The organism is Stenotrophomonas sp. GQ19, from assembly GCF_059758695.1.
Map to the genome: position 1 here is coordinate 867,346 of NZ_JCAXES010000001.1, position 17,412 is coordinate 884,757.

Genomic DNA, 17,412 nt, shown 5'->3' on the forward strand with positions numbered 1-17,412 from the left:
CGGCAGTAGTGGCGTGATATCCGGGCGGAGACGTTCCCATAAACCTCAGTAGCTGCCTACCACGTTGAGATACCAGCCGCGGTGGTCGTAGTCGAAGTCGGTGAGCTTATCGCTGAAATCGGTGAAGTTGTAGCCCGCACCGATCCGGAAGTTCTTGCCCACGTCTCGATCCAGCCCGACCAGCCAGCCCTGGCGCGTACCGCCATCCTTCACCTGAAGGGTGCGGTATTCGGCCAGGCCGTGCCACGCCTGGAACAGGTCGTACCTCAACTGCCCCGCCAGGAAGGTTGTTGACGAGTCGAACCACGGGCCAGCGCCCCGCCCCATCCGGACCTCGCCCTCGCGCTGGGCCACTTTTGCTGCCACTTCCCACCGTTGATCGATCCGATACACGCCCTCGAAGGAGAGCACCTGGGTCTTCTGATCCACGTTGGTGCCGTTGATCTGACCCAGCGTGGACAGGTCATACAAATACGTATAACGCCCAAAGACTCCCCATCGCGTGCTTTCCCACGGGCGCCAGGCAAAGCCGATGTTGCCCTCGATGAAGCGCGCCCCCTGGGTGGGGTCGATCTCATCATCGGTGTCCGACCAGTTCAGCCGGGCCGCCATGCGCCAGCTGTCGTTGAAGCGGTGGGTCAGGCGGTTGGTCACGACCCACTGCTCACGGCGTTCAGCACCGGTGTCGCGTCGCCATTCCAGCTTGCTCTGCCAATCGGTCACCACCGAGGTGCGTCCACCGGACACACTGACCGCGCGACGATCAACATTGCCCCCATCGTTGTTGACCAGCTCGCCGTCCTGGAGCGTGAAACCGAGATTCCAGCCCTGCGCGGGATAGAAATCCATGCCAAAGGTATGCGCCAGGCCGGATTCATCCGGATTCTTCAGATACTGGCTCTCATTGAACACGTTGACCTGGTTGGACAGGCGCCAGCGTTGGCCGGCCGTCCAGCCGGACTGGCGCTCGGGGTTGAACAGAGAATCGTAGCTCGTGCTGTCCGTGGACAAGGTGTAACTGCCGTAGATGCTCTGCTGGGCGTTGACGCGATACTCGGCATCGATCTGCGTGGCGTCTCCCCGGTCCCCACGGGTGGTTTCCACGCCGATGGTCGAGCTGTCACCGAAGAGGTACTTGCCTCCCAGTGTGTACGCGCCGTTGTCGGCGTACTTGCCATGGTCGTCATCCAGCGTGATCTGCGCAACGCCGTACAGGTCCAGGGCGGTGCCCACGCGGCGGGTGTACTTGACGGCGCCCAGGGTGCCGGCCGCATTCCCGCTTGCGCGCTTCTCATCGGTCCGACGCAGCTCAGTGGTCAACCCGTCGAAATCACCGATTCGCCACTGTGCAGTCACCTGTGCCTGCTCCAGCGCCTCGCCCCCCCTCTCGGCACGGCTGACACGACCGTACAGCGACAGATCGCGATGCACCTGGCCCAGCACCTCGGCGCCATACTCGGTGACATCGGCCCCGGTGTCGTAGCGGCTGATGGAATAGCCGGCGCCCACGTCCCGCCACCATGCAGCAGCACTCCAGTCCTGGGCCGTCCAGCCGAGCTCCTTGAGGTTCACGCGTCCTTCGACGGCGGAGGCCTCGCCACTCTGCGGACCCGCACCATCGATGCGTCGGAAGGTGAAGCCACCATTATCCGAGAAAAACAGCGGTGCGCTGCTCGATTCCGTGCGGCTGTGTTCGATCTTCAGGAAGGTTCCCTTGCCGGCCTGCAGGGTCAGGTCCGCTCCGGAAAGCTGGTAATCCTCGCCTGCGCGGTTCTCCTCGACCTGCGTGACACCCACGCCCACATGGTTGCCGAACCAATGCTTGGCCCGCACGCCTGCCGTCATGTCGTCTGCGTCGAAGTCGGAGGGCACCCACTCGTAATCCACGACCAGGCGCTGCTGATAGCCATCCAGCGGCGTGTCGCGTGTGATGGAGGGCATATGCTCGCGCGTGACCTGCGCAAGCGGCCGCGTCAGCAGGATTCGCCCCTGCAGCTCGTCGATCTCGTAGTCTGCCCCCCGCTTCAATGCGACCGTGCTCTCCACGCGGCCCGTGGTCAAATCACGGATCTCCAACACCACCTGCTCCGAGCCCGGCAGGACATCGGCATGGCGCAGGTAGTAAAGGCTGCCGCCGGTGCCCAGGAACTCGCTATGGCCCGGTGCGGTCTGGGCCTCGGACGCAAACGCACGCAACTGCGTTGCCGGGTCACCCCACGCGTTGCTCGCGCGGGACCGCCAGTCCAGGGCCGCGCCGTACAGCGACCGAACGTATTGGGCGTACTCCGTGCCGGTGATTCCCGTGGCGAAGTTGCCCCAAAGGGCCTGGTTCTTGTCCCAATCCATGCGCACGTAGAACCGGCCCATCGTGTCCACATCGCGATAGACGCTGGAGTCGTCGCCATACACCGGGTAGTACAGATCCGGGTCCAGACGACGGAACACGTCCGTCGCATCGGCCCGGGTGAAGCCGGTGAACAGCGCCTCCAGATCCCGTTCGGTGGTATCGGCCTGCGCGGTGATGAGGTAGCGACCCTGCGCTTTGGCCTTCAGGTAGAACGCAAGGCGGCCGTCGCTGATGACGTCGTCCGCATAGCGCTCGTTCAGGGCAGATGCGTCGACGGATCCGCTGACCTTGTTCTGATACACCGTCACGTCTGCAAGGCCCACGCCGAACAGGTAGCGGCCGGTGACGTTGACATCCAGGTTGCTGCGGATGGGCTCGCCTTTGCCGTCCAGTTCGATCAGGAAGGAGCTCAGGCCGATCGGGGACAGATACTCGGCGACGAACTTGCGCTCCATGTCGATCGGGTAGGCGTCGCCGTTGATCTTCAGGCTCACACCTTCGGGCAGGTTTCGGCCATGGATCCGAATGCGGGACCCGCGGATCGGGATGTTCTGCTGGCGCAGACCATCAATGGCAAAGACCTCGTCCAGCAGACGCTGCTCCTGCGCCTGCTCCGTGGTGAGCGCGGTGCCCATGTTCTTCTCCACGCTCTGACGCAGGGCAACCGCGCCCCGATCGGCCTCTTCAGGCCGCACCAGCTGCAGTTGACGCGGCTGGGTTTCATCAAAGCGTCCGTCCGCATCGTAGGCACGCAGCACATAGACCAGCGCGTCTCCGGCCCGATAACGGAAACGGTTGGGCAGTTCGCCATTCCACTCCATGGTGGAGACCGCAGCCACGTCAATGGGCAACCGAGCCAGCGGCTCGATCAGATCAACATCTTCCGCCCGATGGATGCTCAACTCATAGCGCTCGATAAAGCGCGAGTAGTTGCTGCGAACGTAGAACTGCACCGGCTTGGTGACCCGGGTCCCATCGAACGCGATGATCGACGGCGCTGAAATGGACAGCGTCGGCTCGCCCAGCGTCGGGTCTTCGGTCGCCCAGACCGCGCCACCGTTCGGCAGGTCGATGGAGAACGTTCCACTGGCCACTGCTCGCCCCGGCTGCGCAAGCGCCACCTGCACGCGCCGATCCGGCGCCAGCGCTTGAGCCGTGGACCCCGGGGCCGTGCCCCGCGTCACCGGCTCGTCGTAGCTTCGGGTCTGGAGCTGGAAAAGCACTCCTTCTTCGGAGCGGCACCCGCTGTCCGTGCACGCGGTGCCCGGATCCTGAGCCTGGGCCGTTCCGAGTCCCATGCCGCTGGCAAGCAGGCTGATGAGCGCGCAATCCAGCACCTTCATTTGAATTTTCATGGCGTGTCCCCTGTTCCTTCTCAGCGACCGTGCTCGGCAGGGGCTGCCGGGTCTTCGTTGTGTTCTACCTTCACTGCTTCGCTCATTCCGCGTGGCAGATACGCAGCAATGGCGCGCTGCACAGCCTGAGCACGGCGAAGGCCAAGTTCCGTGTTGTAAGGGTGCGAACCCCGCACGTCCGTATGGCCGGTCAGGATCAGGCGCCCCTTTGTCTTCGCTGCGGCCGCCGCCACCTGCGCCAACAGCGGTTCAAACTCCGGCTTGATCTCGGTCTTGTCCGTATCGAACAGCACGGTTCCAAGGAGGGTGTCAGGCCCTTGCAGCGTCAGGGAGCGAGTGGCGGCATCGCCCAGGTCCCCCCGCACACTGATGGACGTCCGTCGAGCCACGTCCGACGGTAGTACCGCCATCAGCGCCTCCCTTACGGCAACCGCGCGTTGATAGCCCAGCGCAGGGTTGCCATTGCCGCGGATCACCACTTCCCCGCCGTTGTAGGCGTTGATCTGGGCGGCCATCTCCCCGAGCACCGCGCCGTAGCGCGGCTGTACTACAGCGCTGTCCGGGGCGAAGAGCACCTCGCCCAGCTGCACCTCGGCCACGTGCGCTTCGCTGCGAACCGGCTCGGGCATACGCACCCCGAAGTCGAAGCGGACCGGCACGCCGGGGGTTACCCGACGCAGCAACGGGTTGGATGTCGTGAACTCGGCGCCCGCAGGCAGCGTGGACGGGTCAACCTTCAGGATGAAGTTCCGCCCGTGAGTCCACGCCCCGCCATCCACGCCGGTGAGGTGGTACCGGCCAAACTGATCGGTCTCAATCAGCAGCCCTTCCACCGACGCCAGACGGACGCCGGGAATGCCGCGTTCATCGATGCCCTCGTTGCGGATGATGTAATCCACCACCATCTCGTCGCCCTCGACGACGATGCGGCGCTCGACCACGGGCGCGGCGGCCGTCAGCCCCTTCGCAGCATCTCCACGTTTCTCAACGCGGGTGGTGCCATCGGCTGCCATATGAACGCGCATGCCCTGGTCGTTTTCGAGCACGAAGTCGTCGGTGAACGTGCCCTTGCGCAGCCGCTGACGGATCACCACCGCGTGGCGGTTCGCAGGATCGGCGATCGACTGGCGCCCGCTCAACCGGCCCAGGGAAAGGCCACGCAACAGCGGTGCGCTGGCATCGGACACAGGCGTCATGCCACTTCCATGGCCCACAAGGGTCGATCCGGCCACGTAATCGTCTGCCGCGAATCCGCCCTGCACCTTCAAGCCCGTCAACGCCGCGCTGTCCTGCCAGCCGTCTCCGTCCCGGTCATCGAACACGGTTCCGAACACCAGGCTCTCGTCCAGCAACGGATCGGCATCGAGCACTACTTCCGCGGTCGCAACGTTGGACGCCAGCTGACCCGTTCCATCGCGTGCCTGTGCACGGTTGATCTGCACACCGCGCTGGACCCCTGCGCCCACGCGCATCAGGTAGACCAAGGTCATCTGGTCGCCGATCTTCAGGTCGATGCCGTCGAATCGGACCGGATTGAAGCCGGACACAACAACGCTGGATCGGCCATCGCTGGCGAGCAGTGAGCCTTCGACATAGGTGAAGCCCGCCGGCGGGGTGTCCAGGACACTGCCGCCCGACAGATCCACGGTGCCGACGTTCTCAATCGTGACACTGTAGCGGACCAGATCGCCCGTCTTGACGTCACGCGAGGTGGTCGACTTGGTCAACCGAAGTGCAGCCGTGCCTTCAATCTCCACCGTCACGGTTGCTTCAGCACACATCGCGGTGGGATAGGAGGTGTCGCACACCCGGTAGACGTAGGTGTCGGTGCCTACAAAACCGGCCGCCGGTGTATAGCTGCAGATGCCTGCTGCACAGGTGACGGTGCCGTTGGACGGCGGCGTCATCACCAGAACGGATTCCGGGTCCAGTGGCGCACCGTGGCTGCGGTCATTGCCGACGACGACCAGCTGCAAGGGAACACCCGGATCGGTGCGACCGGCATCGTCGATCGCTTCCACGCGATTGGGATCGATCGTGATGACCACGCGCGCCGTCGTGCAGTTCGTCGGGTTTCCCCGCTCGCAGATCTGATACGCGTAGCTGTCTTCGCCCCAGAACCCGGGGTTCGGCGTGTAGGTGATGGTGCCGTCGTCATTGACGACGATCGAACCATTGGTGGGCGGCATTTGCTCACTGACCTGGACCACTGCCGGATCTGCCGCCTTGCCGTCCAGCAGGTCATTCTGCAGAACAGGAGTAGTCACCGGCGTGTTCTGCGGCGTGCGGTCGCGATCATCTTCTGCGTCGATCTCCCAGGCCAGGACCGGGATATCGAGGCTCGGAGCACACGCGGGGTTATCCGTCCCGGTGCCGCAAAGGCCCGGCGCTGCCGTGGCGATGAGCGCAACGTTGCGGACGTTGCCTGCAACCACATCGGCCTGGCTGACCCGGTACGTGCCTTCCAGAACGCAGCGTGCGGCCGGCGCAAGGGTGAGGCAGGTGATGCTTGCCGGCGTGATCTTGCTGTCGGTCACAACAACATCTTTCAGCGTCGTATTACCCACATTGCTGGCAGTGACGGTGTAGGTGAGGGTGTCATTGAGCGTCACCGAGCCCGACCCGTCTTCATCGGCGTTGCGGGAGAGCTGCTTGGTCGATTCGAGCGCCGGCACTTGCGCCACCGGCGTGCGCACCGTGTCTTCCGGACTCTTCACCGGGACCGAACCGGGGTTGCCCGGCGTTGACGGCGGCGTCCCTTCAGCATGGGCGGTATTGACCACTTCGCCCGCGTCCAGATCAGCCTGGTCAAGCGTGTAGGTTCCCGTGCAAACCGTGCTTGCGCCCGGCGGCAGCGTGTTGACCGGACAGCTCGGTGCAGTGGCCAGCTTGCTGTCCACGACCGTGAGCGCGCTCAACGTCACGTTGCCCGTATTGGTGACCAGGAAGCTGTAGGCGATCGTGCTGCCCACTGCGTTGCCACTGGCGGGGCCGGCCGTCTTATCGATGCTCAACGACGGCGCCGCCGGCAGGTCCACGGTCTCCTCGTCTTCCGTGCTGGGCACACGCGGCGGGTTGGGGTTGCCCGGGGTCGCCGGCGGCACGCCTTCGGCGTGCGCGCGGTTCACCACGCGGCCCGCGTCAAGATCGCCCTGGGTCAGGGTGTAGGTGCCCGTGCACGTAGTCACCGCGCCCGGGGCCAGCGTGGTCACCGGGCAAACCGGCGCAGCGGCCAACTTCGCATCCACAACGCGGATGTCACCGAGGGTAACGTTGCCCGTGTTGGTCACCACAAAGGTGTAGGCGATGGTGCTGCCCGCCGTACCACCCGAAGGGGTACCGCCCGTCTTCACGATCGAGAGCGACGGCGCGGACGGCAGATTCGTGATCACCTCGTCCTCGGGACTCGGAACCCGCGGAGGGGTCGGGTTACCCGGGGTTGCTGGCGGGGTACCTTCGGCATGCGCCGAATTGAGCACCTGCCCTGCATCGAGATCGGCCTGCGTCAGGGTGTACGTGCCGGTGCAGACCACCGTGGCGCCAGGGGCGAGCGTGGTCACCGGGCAGGCCGGCGGCGTGCTCAGCTTGGCGTCGATCACCGCGACCTCGGTCAAGGTCACATTGCCGATGTTGGTCACCCGGAAGCTGTAGGCGATCGTGCTTCCGACGGTGGCGCCGGTCGGCGAGCCGGCCGTTTTCACGATCGACAGCGACGGGTCCGACGGCAGGTCGGTTGTTTCCTCATCTTCCGGGCTGGGCACACGCGGGGGGGTGGGGTTGCCCGGGGTCGCCGGCGGCGTGCCTTCTGCCCGCGCAGCGTTGACCACCCGGCCTGCGTCCACGTCGGCCTGGGTCAGCGTATAGATGCCCGAACAGGTCGTGGCTGCGCCCGGTACCAACGTCGTCAACGGGCACGTGGGGGCGGCGGCGAGTTTGTCATCCACCACCACGATGTCGTTCAACGTCACATTGCCGGTGTTGGTCACCAGGAACGAATACCGGATGGTGCTGCCCACGGCCGTCCCGCTCGGCTGGCCTGCGGTCTTGACGATGCTCATCGCCGGGGACGCAGGCAGATCAACGGTTTCCTCGTCCTCCGGGCTCGGCACGCGCGGTGGCGTGGGATTACTGAACGTGGAAGGCGGGGTGCCTTCGGCTCGGGCCGTGTTCACCACCCTGCCCGCGTCCAGATCCGCCTGCACCAACGTGTAGGTGCCCGTGCAGGTAGTCGTCGCGCCGGGCGCAAGCGTGGTAACCGGGCAGACCGGTGCCGTTGCCAGCTTGGCATCGACCACCGCAATGTCGCGCAGTGTCACGTTGCCGGTGTTGGTGACCAGGAACGCGTAGGCGATGGTGCTGCCCACGGTGGTTCCACTGGGGAGGCCGGCGGACTTGACGATGGTGAGGGCCGGGGCCGACGGCAGGTCCGTGATCGCTTCGTCTTCCGGGCTGGGCACGCGGGGCGGGTTGGGGTTGCTTGGCGTTGCCGGCGGCACGCCTTCGGCACGCGCGCGGTTCACCACGCGGCCCCCATCCAGATCGGCCTGCACCAGGGTGTAGGTGCCCGTGCAGGTGGTCGCCGCTCCCGGTGCCAGCGTGGTCACCGGGCACACGGGCGCCACCGTCAGCTTGTCATCGACAACCGCAACGGCGTTCAACGTGACGTTGCCCGTATTGGTCACGACAAAGCTGTACGTCATCGTGCCACCAACGGTAGACGTACTCGGGACGCTGCCGGTCTTTACGATCGTCAACGCAGGCAGCGCCGGGTCCACTGGCGTGTCCAGGGTGGGGTTGCACGATGCGGTGCTGTTGCCAACGGGGCAAACCCCGTCGGTGCCCGGCGTGGTGATCGAGGCTGTATTCCGGACCACGCCGCTGTCCAGGTCCGCCTGGGTGACCGTGTAAACACCGGTCAGCACGCACGCGGCGGCAGGCGCCAGATCCGCGCAGGTAAGCGTGGCCGGCACGATGCGTGCATCGGCCACCACGACAGACGGCAGCACCATATTGCCCGTGTTCGTCGCTGTGACGACGTAGGTCAGCACATCACCCACGGCAACCGTGCCACTGGGCGCAGCACCGTTGACCAGGGTCAGGGCTTTGGTCGACGTCAGACCGGGCGTCAGCGTCAGCGGGGTGGTCTCCTCGCAATCATTGCCCGTCGCGGCACAATCCACCGGCGTATTGCCTCGCACCGCCACTTCGTTGCGGATCGCTGTCGCCGCGCCGGGAATCGTCGTGGCCACCAGTACCCGGAAGCGCAGCGTCGCCGATCCACCGGCCGTGATGTTGACCGCGTTGCTGTTCGAACACAGCGCCGCAGCGCAGGTGAAGTCGCTACCAGACGGCAGGAACGTCGTGTTCGCCGGCACGCCCTCAACCACATCCCCTGCAAAGAGCGTTGCGGCCTGCGAGCCTGCGATGTGGCTGATGCGGATCTCGTATTCCAGAACATCGCCTGGCGCGACGCTGGTCCCCGGCGTTTGGCCGTTGACCGTGCTCAGCACCTTGTTGACCTGAAGCTGCGGCGGCGCAATCAGCGGGAAGCTGCACGAAGCAAGGTCGCGACCGCGATCACTTCCGCTGGTCAGGGACGACGTGCCCACCAGCGTCATGGTGCCGGTGGCCAGATCCATCGCGTAATAAGCGCCCGTTGCATTGACCACGACGTAGAGCTTGCCGTCTGCGCCAAACGCTGCGCCGGCATAGAACGCACCGCTTGGTGCACCCGTGAACCGCTGCTGCAGCGTGGCCGTGCCCGCATTCACATCGACGCGATAGAGATCAGAGCCGGCCACCAGCCAACCCATGCCATCCTGATCGAAGGCGATGTCGCCGGACCCGGTGTCCGAAGGCGCCACGTCGTACGTCAGCGTGGTGGGTGCGCCGGCGGTGTATCCAAAGGCCCCGGCGGGATCCAATCGATACATGCGAGCGGTCCTGCCGGTGACGGGGGTCACCATGTAACCGACGCCGTCGCGGGTCATGCCCGCGCGTGGCAGATCCGCCGCGATCACCGCGCCGGTCTGGTACCAGCCGCCATTGTTCGCATCGTAAGCCCACACTTCGCCGCCCGAGCCATTGGTGCGGGTGTGGAACAGCAGGCGGTTACGCGCTGCATCGAGCATCAGCCCATTGAGGTTGCCAGGGAGGCTGATGGCCAGGTCGCCCACGGTTTCGTCCGTGCCCGAACCAGGAACAAAGCGTCGGAAGCCCGCCCCGTTCACAATGCCGAACATGCCGCCATCGGCCGGGCAGAAGTTCACCGCTGCAATCGCCGGCACCTCGACGGGACCGATGGTGGCCGAAGCGCGTCCCTCGTAGTCGTCGGCAACCTCGACGGTTTGCCCGTTGTGGGTCACCTCGGCGTTGTTGACGATCTGGGCGGTATCCGGTGCGGTGTCGCTGACCTTGACCTGGAAGCGCAGCGTTGCGCCCTGCCCCGACGTCAGCAACCCTCCGCCGGTCGCATTGGCGCCCGCGCCGACGCGGAACACCACGCGATTGCCGGCGGCGTCGAATTCCGCAACGTCGTCCCCCGCTCCATCGGTTTCAGGCGCGTTGTTCCCCGCAATGCCACGGCCATCGTCGGACACCACGCGCAGACTGCCTGGCACAAACGCCGTATGGGTCGGAATCGGGTCGCGAACGGTGGTTCGCGTCGCGCCGTCCTGGCCGCTGTTTTTGAATGAGACCGTGTACTCCAGAATGTCGCCACGCCGCAGGGGACCGGTCGGGTGGGTCACATTGCGTACCGTCTTGTCCAGGGAACTGACCAGATCGGGCACAAACAGGTCGGTGACAAACACCAACGCGTGCGGGAAATACGCATCGCCTGTGCTGGTGAACGTCAGGGTCGCGCCGGTTGCGCTATTGGCCAGCCGCGGACGGGACGAAGCCGCGTTGGCGGCATTGTTGGAGATGTCGACGAGCTTCAGATCAACGGCGAACTGATTGGCGTAGTCGGGCGACTTGTTCGTGAAGCGCTCGCCCAGCCGGGTGATGCCGCTGTTCCAGAAGTTGTTGGCAGGGCTCAGGGCATCACTGACCGCGCCAGGATTAAGCACATTGCCATTGCCGCTCAGCTGGAAAGCGTCGCCGGTAATGTCCCCGTCGCCCTCCCACACCAATGCACCCATGAAGGCATCAAAGGGCCCGCTCGACGGCGTCAGAAGACCCGATACGGACGCCGACTGCGCGTTGCCGCCGCTAACGTAGCCCGCATCGCCGTCGAACACCATCAAACGGCGGAACGGCTTGCTGCTGTCCTCGTAGAGCACAATCAGCGCCCAGCCGCCGTAGTTTCCCAGCCCGCCACCATTGCCTGCCACGGCGGTCAGGCCGCCGGCGTAATAGGTTCCGCTTCCCGAGGCGGCGACCAACGCGGTCACATCCGCGTAGGCGGTGTAGGGACGGTTTGCGTCCGTATCGCCTTGCGCATTGAACGTGTTCAAGTCGGCCGCACTGGCGGTCACCGAGCGATAGGCGCCGCCCGGCGTACGGAACTGAATCGTCCGACGGTCGACATCGGTGTTGCCTGCACGGGACCCCCAGTACAAACCCGCCGATCGGACGCGCGCCCCTGCTGGCAGGGCCAACGTGGCTGCCGACGAATTCGCCGGCACGCTTGCGGGAAGCCCGGCAGCATCCACGTTGATGAACTCCATCACGCGGTTGCCATTGCCACCCGTGCTGTTGCTCATCCGCTGGTTCGCGCAGTTGGCCGAGCCGGTTCCCGTGGTGGCGCAGGTCAACAGGGCGTTGCCCACCATGGCCACGTCGCCGCGGACGTTGAAACTATGACGTGGGGCAAGCTGAGCTTGTGCCGTTAGTGGCGCCAGGGCCATCAGCACCAACAACCACAGTCCTGAGCCGAAGCAACGACGGAAACGCCCCTGCGAAGAGCGTGCGAGCTGACGAGCCATATCCTTGGAACCCCTGTTGGTGCGGCGGCACAAGCCGTTTACGAAGATCACGCACGCGCACGGAAGCGCACCGCTGGTGTCAGCGGTCGGAGCTGTAGAAGAACGTTGCTGCGGCAGATTGCCGAGCGCCCCATTGCGAGGCGCGCACTATAAGCAGGGGCCCGGGATCACTCAATCACGGTTGTTTTCAACGCGTGAAATAAAACGAAATAAACCGTGAATTCCACTTACGGTGTCCAGGCATACCCTACCGACCGGATGGACCTGACCGGCAGAGGACGCTGGCACCCCTCCTCCACTTTCCGCCGCAACCGATGCACGACCATCTCAAGCCGGAACGGGTCGAATTCGGGAAGCTCGGCCACAATGCTCTGGCTCAGATCCTCCCGGGAAATGGCGGATCCCGGCTTGCGCATCAGCGCGGCGAGGAACAAAAGCTCCGCGTGGGAAAGCTGCACCTGCTTGCGCTCGGGAGAGGTAAGTCGCCAGCCATCCAGGGCGAGATCCCAGCCATAGGCATTGAGAACCGCAGGGATAGCTTGCTTGGGCGAGGTCGCGCCACGGCGACGCAGAACGCTTCGCAACGTCGCTGCCAGCACTTCAGTCTCGACAGGCTTGACGAGATAGGCATCGGCACCACCGTCGAGCCCTCGGATCTGGTCTGCGCTGCCGGACCGCCCCGTGAGCAGAACGACGGCGATGTCGGCGCTTCGCCGAAGGTGCGTCAATGCGCTGAAGCCGTCTTCGTCTGGCAAGCCAACGTCCAGAACGACTGCGTCTACCTCGGACCGCATCAGGTATCGATACATCTCCAGTGCGCTGCCGGCGCCCTGCACATCGAAACCCATCTCGGTCAGATCCGGCACCAGGATCTGCTCGCGCAACTCCAAGTCGTCTTCCACCACGAGGATTCGCTTGCGTTGTTCCGATGGGAGAGACTCCATCGATGCCTCCGTTTCATAGGGGGCAGTTCGCCCACCCCAATCCGCACATCGTCTCAACCGGCGTCCCCGCCAGCGACGCTATTCTGCCTACTCTATAGAACTATCCTGCTTCCTTGAATGGGTCAGCCGGGCGCTCGTCCTCGTGGAAATGGGGTCCAGGCGAACGCGCTCGAGTCCATGAAGGTTGGCCAGCTCGGCCCCACAGGTGATTCAGAGCGGGTGATGCTTCAGCCCACCCTGCGCCGACGCCTCCCCGCCTGAGGCGCCTCAGGTTCTTGAGTCCGTTGGTCAAGCTATCCAGCCTGGCAGCGTGCTCCATGGCCTATTTGGCAGGCGTCAGGTGTGTGCGGCAGAGCAGGCGCGCGCTATCTGGTCGCCTTGCGCCGCACTTCCAGAAGTAATGCGTCCTGCGCCTTTCCGGACAGCTTGCCGAACTCATCAATGAGCTCGGCAAGCTGGTCCGTTTCCGCAAACAGGTAGGCAACGGAAACGCCCAAGGCACGCGCAATCTTCTGCGCCGTCTCGATATCGCAACTGTGCACGGCCCGCTCGTACCGGTTGATGCGAACGCCCGCAATATCTTCTGGCAATCCCACAAGCACCCCCAACGCGCGTTGAGTCAGGCCCTGCTCGAGCCGGCACGCGCGAAGGCGGCGGGCAAATACAGAGCGGATGGACGTAGGTGTGCGGGTCATGCGAACAAGCATGACCCAGCGCTACGCTGAACGTAAATTACGTTCAGCGTACTCGGAACAGCAAGGCCAGATGCGTCACATAAGCCAGCGCATTGCCTCGTAATCCCCTGCCCCCCGGCACCTTTGCGACCGTGCCGCGCTCATCCCGTGCCAAACGGACAGCAGTGCCACCCCTGCTGCCGGTGCGCCATCTCGTCCAGATCCTGGTCTGCGCCCGCAGCGTCCAGCGCCTCCCCTGCCCCCGAATGACGCGCCACATACTCCCGCATCAACGCTTGCAGCACCTGTGTCGCCGGGCGACGCTCGCGTGCGGCCGCTTGCTGGAAGCTGGCGCGTAAGCCGGCGTCCATCGTTACCTGCATGAAGACACTCTCGTTCATGAGTTCCTCCTACTGCTGGATAGTGAAATAGGATGCAATCCGCACGGCAGTGCCGTGCTGTGCCCGCCTGCTGGCAGCACGTCCCGATCAGCCGGCGGTGCGCTGCAGCTTCCTGGGGATCTTCTTGGGCACCACCACCGGGCGCTCCACCACCGTAAGGGTGATGCAGCCGGGGCGGGTTTCAATTTTCAGGCGTGCGCCTACGTCGAAGCCGAGCTTGTCCAGCCAGCGGCCGCGAAGGCGCACGTAGGGAATGACCTCCTCGCTGCCGTATTCCTCGCGGGCGGGATAGTGCTGCGCGCCCACTTTGCAGGTGGGGGCCGGGCGAGCGTACGGCTTGCGCTTGGGCGGGACGAATTCGGGCCGGGTCACCCAGGACCTGTGCATGTTGGACCTCCTGTAGGGATCGCCCTCGCCGGGATGGCGAGGGTGTCGGGAGGCTAGAAGCCGATCGAAGCTCGGTGGGCGTATTTCCGCAAGGGTGTTGTATTAGCCACCCTCCCGACTCAGGACGTCCAACTTACACTCTTCAAGGAGCTTCTAGACTCCGATGCACACCATGCGCGTTGATGCGGAGGATAGGAAATTGCTTGTTTCTTTTGAACCGCGAAATTTGGTTCATTGCCTCTACGCCGACTGGAGAATGAGCATGCACACGCTCCGGCGCAAAGGCAGTCCAGAAGGCACCGTTGGTCCAACAAGCCCCCATGCCAATCCGCGATGAACCTGAAGAAAACCCCGCCGAAGTGGGGTTTAGCGCATCAGGCACCAATCAAACTCTCTGCCGGGATCCCAAGGTTCTTGTGCAGGTTGCGAATCATCTCTATGGACAGGCCGCGCTTTCCGTTGAGCACTTCATACACGCGGTTTGGCTTGCCAATCGATGCTGCAAGATCTTTCGGCTCAAGCCCGGCTTGCTCCATCCTGAACTTGATGGCCTGGATCGGATCCGGCGCGTCTATAGGGAACTGCTTGGCTTCATACGCCTGGATGAGCGTGGCCATCACGTCCAGGTATTCCCCTTCCGGGCTATCAGGCGCGGGGTCAGCCTCCACAAGCTTGGAGATCGACTTCAGTGCAGCCTTGTAATCAGCAGGGGTGCGAATGGGGGAGATGTTCATCTCAGTCAACCTCTATGGTTGCGGCATCTATCTGATCGTATTCGGCGTGCGTGCCGATAAACTTCACGTAGACAATGCCTATTTGGTAAGCGACCGCCACGATCAGGCGGTGGTCGTTGCCCTTGATGTTGAACACCACTCGGTTATTGGCAACGAAGCTTGCATTCCGGTAGGCGTTCTTGATGTCCTGCGGCGACTTCCACGTGGCCGCCTTCGCCTCGTCATGCCACGCCTTCAAGGGCTGCTCGGCCGGCGGGTTCGCCTCCCAATAGTCCCTGAGCGTGGCAACGGCGATGACCCTCATGTCGCAATAATAGTCCCATTTTGGGACTTGTCAAGACGATCGACCACTGCGCAAGGCGGGTTATGCCGCCAGCTCAGCCAAGAGGCGGCAGGACGGTTGGTGCGAAGCAGGCCGGATCTCAGGCCCATCCGCCAACACCCCCCGCCCACATGTTAATCTTTCTCATTCGCACCTACCCCTCCCCGCCCCCGATGACCCGCCCGTCGCTTCGCCCCTCTGCCCTGGGCCTGTCCCTGACCCTCGCCTGCCTTTCGGCCCACGCCGCTCCCCCCTCCTCCCCCGATGTGCAGCAGCTCGACGCAGTGCAGGTGCTCGGACGCGCCCAAACCCTCTACCGGGTGGACGACGCCACGGTGGGCACGCGGACGGACACGCCGCTGGCGCTGGTGCCGCAGTCCATCCAGGTGGTACCGCGTGAGCTGATTGAAGACCAGGCGGCCCGCCAGATCACCGATTTGTACCGCAGCATCAGCGGCATCAGCTTCTTCAGCTATGCCGGCGTCACCCTGCGCGGCTTCCGCCAGGAAAACGTGCTGTATGACGGCTTGCGCGGCGACCCCTATGCCGGCTTTTCGGTGCCGCAGCTGTTCAACATCGAGCGCGTGGAAGTCCTGAAGGGACCGGCCGGCGCTCTGTACGGCGGCGGTGATGCCGGGGGCGTCATCAACTACGTGACGCGCAAGCCCAAGGCCACGTCCGAGCGCCGTATCGAACTGCAGGCCGGCAACAACGATTTCCGGGCGGCGTCGATCGAGGCCACCGGGCCGCTGAACACCGCGGGCAGCGTGCGTTACCGCGCCGGGCTGTATGGCGACACCGAACAGGGCGTGCGCTGGAACGCGGACAGCGAAAGCGTGATTGGCGATGCATCGCTGGCCTTCGACGTGGGCGACACCGGCGAGTTGACCCTGCAGTTCACCGACATCACCCAGAACCTGGGCGGCAACCGCCTGCGTGGCGTGCCGGTGGACGACAACGGCAGTTTTCTCACCGACCGTCGCTGGAACCACAACGAAGCCACCGACTTTCTCGACATGCGGGCCAAGGTTGCGCTGGCGCAGTACCGCTTCTCGCCGAGCACCAACCTGGACGTGGATGTGGGTGCACGCTGGTTCGAGAACAACGAACACCAGATCTACCACGAGCCGATGGGGCTGATCGACCGCAACCGCGACGGCGTGCCCGAGTGGATGACCCGCCAGCTGCGCAACCAGATCCGTGACAACGATGCATTCACCGCCAACGGCAACGCGGTGTGGCGCGTCAGCACCGGCAGCATCGAGCACAAGGTGCTGTTCGGCGCCGATGTGTTCCAGCAGGATGCCGACTTCACCGCGCAGACCGCCAACAGCGCGGACCTGGCGCGGGGTGCCGGCCCGGTGCCGGGCATCGACCTGTTCAACCCGGTGTACGGTGCAACTTCGTGGCGCGACTACAACCTGGCCGCCCTGCCTTGGCGCAGCACGAGCACGCGCAGCAAGCGCTATGGCGGCTACCTGCAGGACGAACTGACCCTGACCCCGCGCTGGCATGTGCTGGCCGGACTGCGCTGGGATGGCTTCAAGGACGATGACCGCATTGCCGGCACCCGCGTGGACGGCAACGACATCAGCTGGCGGCTGGGCAGCACGTATACCGTGCGGGAAGGCGTCAATGTCTACGCCAACATCGCCAGCGGCTTCATGCCCCAGAGCGCGGCCAACCAGAGCGCCGAGGCAGGCGGCCCGTTCGATGCCGAGCGCAGCAAACAATGGGAAGTCGGGTTGAAATCCCTGCTGGCCGAGCGCGTCACCCTGAACCTGGCCGCGTACCGGATCGACCGCAGCAATATCGTGCAGGCCACCGGCGAGATCGTGGACGGCGTCAACCAACTGGCCGCCCTGGGCCTGGTGCGCAGTACGGGCATGGAGCTGGATCTGCTGGCCGATGTCACCGACCGCTGGGTGCTCAACCTGACCTATGCCTACAACGATGCACGGGTGAAGGATGCCGGCAGCAACGGCATCACCAATGCCTCCGGCGACCGCTTCGCCAATGCGCCGCAGAACAAGCTCGGCCTGTGGACGCGCTACGACCTGCCGGCAATCAATTCGGCCATCGGCTTCGGCGCCGATTACGTGGATGAGCGCGTCAGCCTGGATGGCCAACGTGTCAAGCCATACACCGTGTTCGACATGAGCTGGAAAACGCAGTGGCAGCAGTGGCAGTTCCAGGCCAACGTCAAGAACCTGTTCGACAAGGTCTATGCGGCCAGTGGCTTCACCGAGCGCACCGGCCACTTCCCGGGTGAGCCACGCCGCGTGTACGTGCAAGCGGCGTACGCCTTCTGAGCTCGCCC

Annotated in this window: 9 protein-coding genes; 1 reads left to right on the forward strand and 8 read right to left on the reverse strand. The window is 64.5% G+C overall.

The features are described 5' to 3' along the window. Positions 1-45: 45 nt before the first annotated feature. The 8 genes from AC6CHL_RS03740 to AC6CHL_RS03775 form a co-directional block, all read right to left on the reverse strand. Positions 46-3,702 (reverse strand): zinc ribbon domain-containing protein, encoded by a 3,657-nt coding sequence (locus AC6CHL_RS03740; RefSeq protein WP_498293416.1) that lies wholly within the window; start codon positions 3,700-3,702, stop codon positions 46-48. A gap of 20 nt (positions 3,703-3,722) precedes the next feature. After that, positions 3,723-11,558, reverse strand: coding sequence for a CLIPPER-2 domain-containing protein (locus AC6CHL_RS03745; RefSeq protein WP_498293504.1), 7,836 nt, complete (start codon positions 11,556-11,558; stop codon positions 3,723-3,725). 299 nt (positions 11,559-11,857) lie between these two features. Then, positions 11,858-12,574 carry a response regulator transcription factor gene (locus AC6CHL_RS03750; RefSeq protein WP_137189771.1) on the reverse strand — a complete coding sequence of 239 codons (717 nt, stop codon included), beginning with the start codon at positions 12,572-12,574 and terminating at the stop codon, positions 11,858-11,860. A 365-nt stretch (positions 12,575-12,939) separates the two neighbouring features. Next, the gene (locus tag AC6CHL_RS03755) at positions 12,940-13,269 is read right to left on the reverse strand and encodes a helix-turn-helix domain-containing protein (protein ID WP_498293417.1); all 330 of its coding nucleotides are present in this window, start codon (positions 13,267-13,269) and stop codon (positions 12,940-12,942) included. Positions 13,270-13,409: 140 nt separating this feature from the next. After that, positions 13,410-13,649 carry a hypothetical protein gene (locus AC6CHL_RS03760; RefSeq protein ID WP_428712567.1) on the reverse strand — a complete coding sequence of 80 codons (240 nt, stop codon included), beginning with the start codon at positions 13,647-13,649 and terminating at the stop codon, positions 13,410-13,412. An 87-nt stretch (positions 13,650-13,736) separates the two neighbouring features. After that, positions 13,737-14,036, reverse strand: a complete 300-nt coding sequence (locus AC6CHL_RS03765; protein ID WP_081797185.1) for a SymE family type I addiction module toxin — start codon at positions 14,034-14,036, stop codon at positions 13,737-13,739. 374 nt (positions 14,037-14,410) lie between these two features. After that, on the reverse strand, positions 14,411-14,770 hold the full coding sequence (locus AC6CHL_RS03770; protein ID WP_038687770.1) for a helix-turn-helix domain-containing protein: 360 nt from the start codon (positions 14,768-14,770) through the stop codon (positions 14,411-14,413). Position 14,771: 1 nt separating this feature from the next. Next, complete coding sequence (locus AC6CHL_RS03775; RefSeq protein ID WP_038687768.1) at positions 14,772-15,074, reverse strand: type II toxin-antitoxin system HigB family toxin; 303 nt, start codon at positions 15,072-15,074, stop codon at positions 14,772-14,774. A gap of 191 nt (positions 15,075-15,265) precedes the next feature. Here AC6CHL_RS03775 and AC6CHL_RS03780 point away from each other — a divergent pair, with 191 nt between their 5' ends. Further along, positions 15,266-17,404, forward strand: coding sequence for a TonB-dependent siderophore receptor (locus AC6CHL_RS03780; protein ID WP_498293418.1), 2,139 nt, complete (start codon positions 15,266-15,268; stop codon positions 17,402-17,404). The last annotated feature ends 8 nt before the right edge of the window (positions 17,405-17,412 follow it).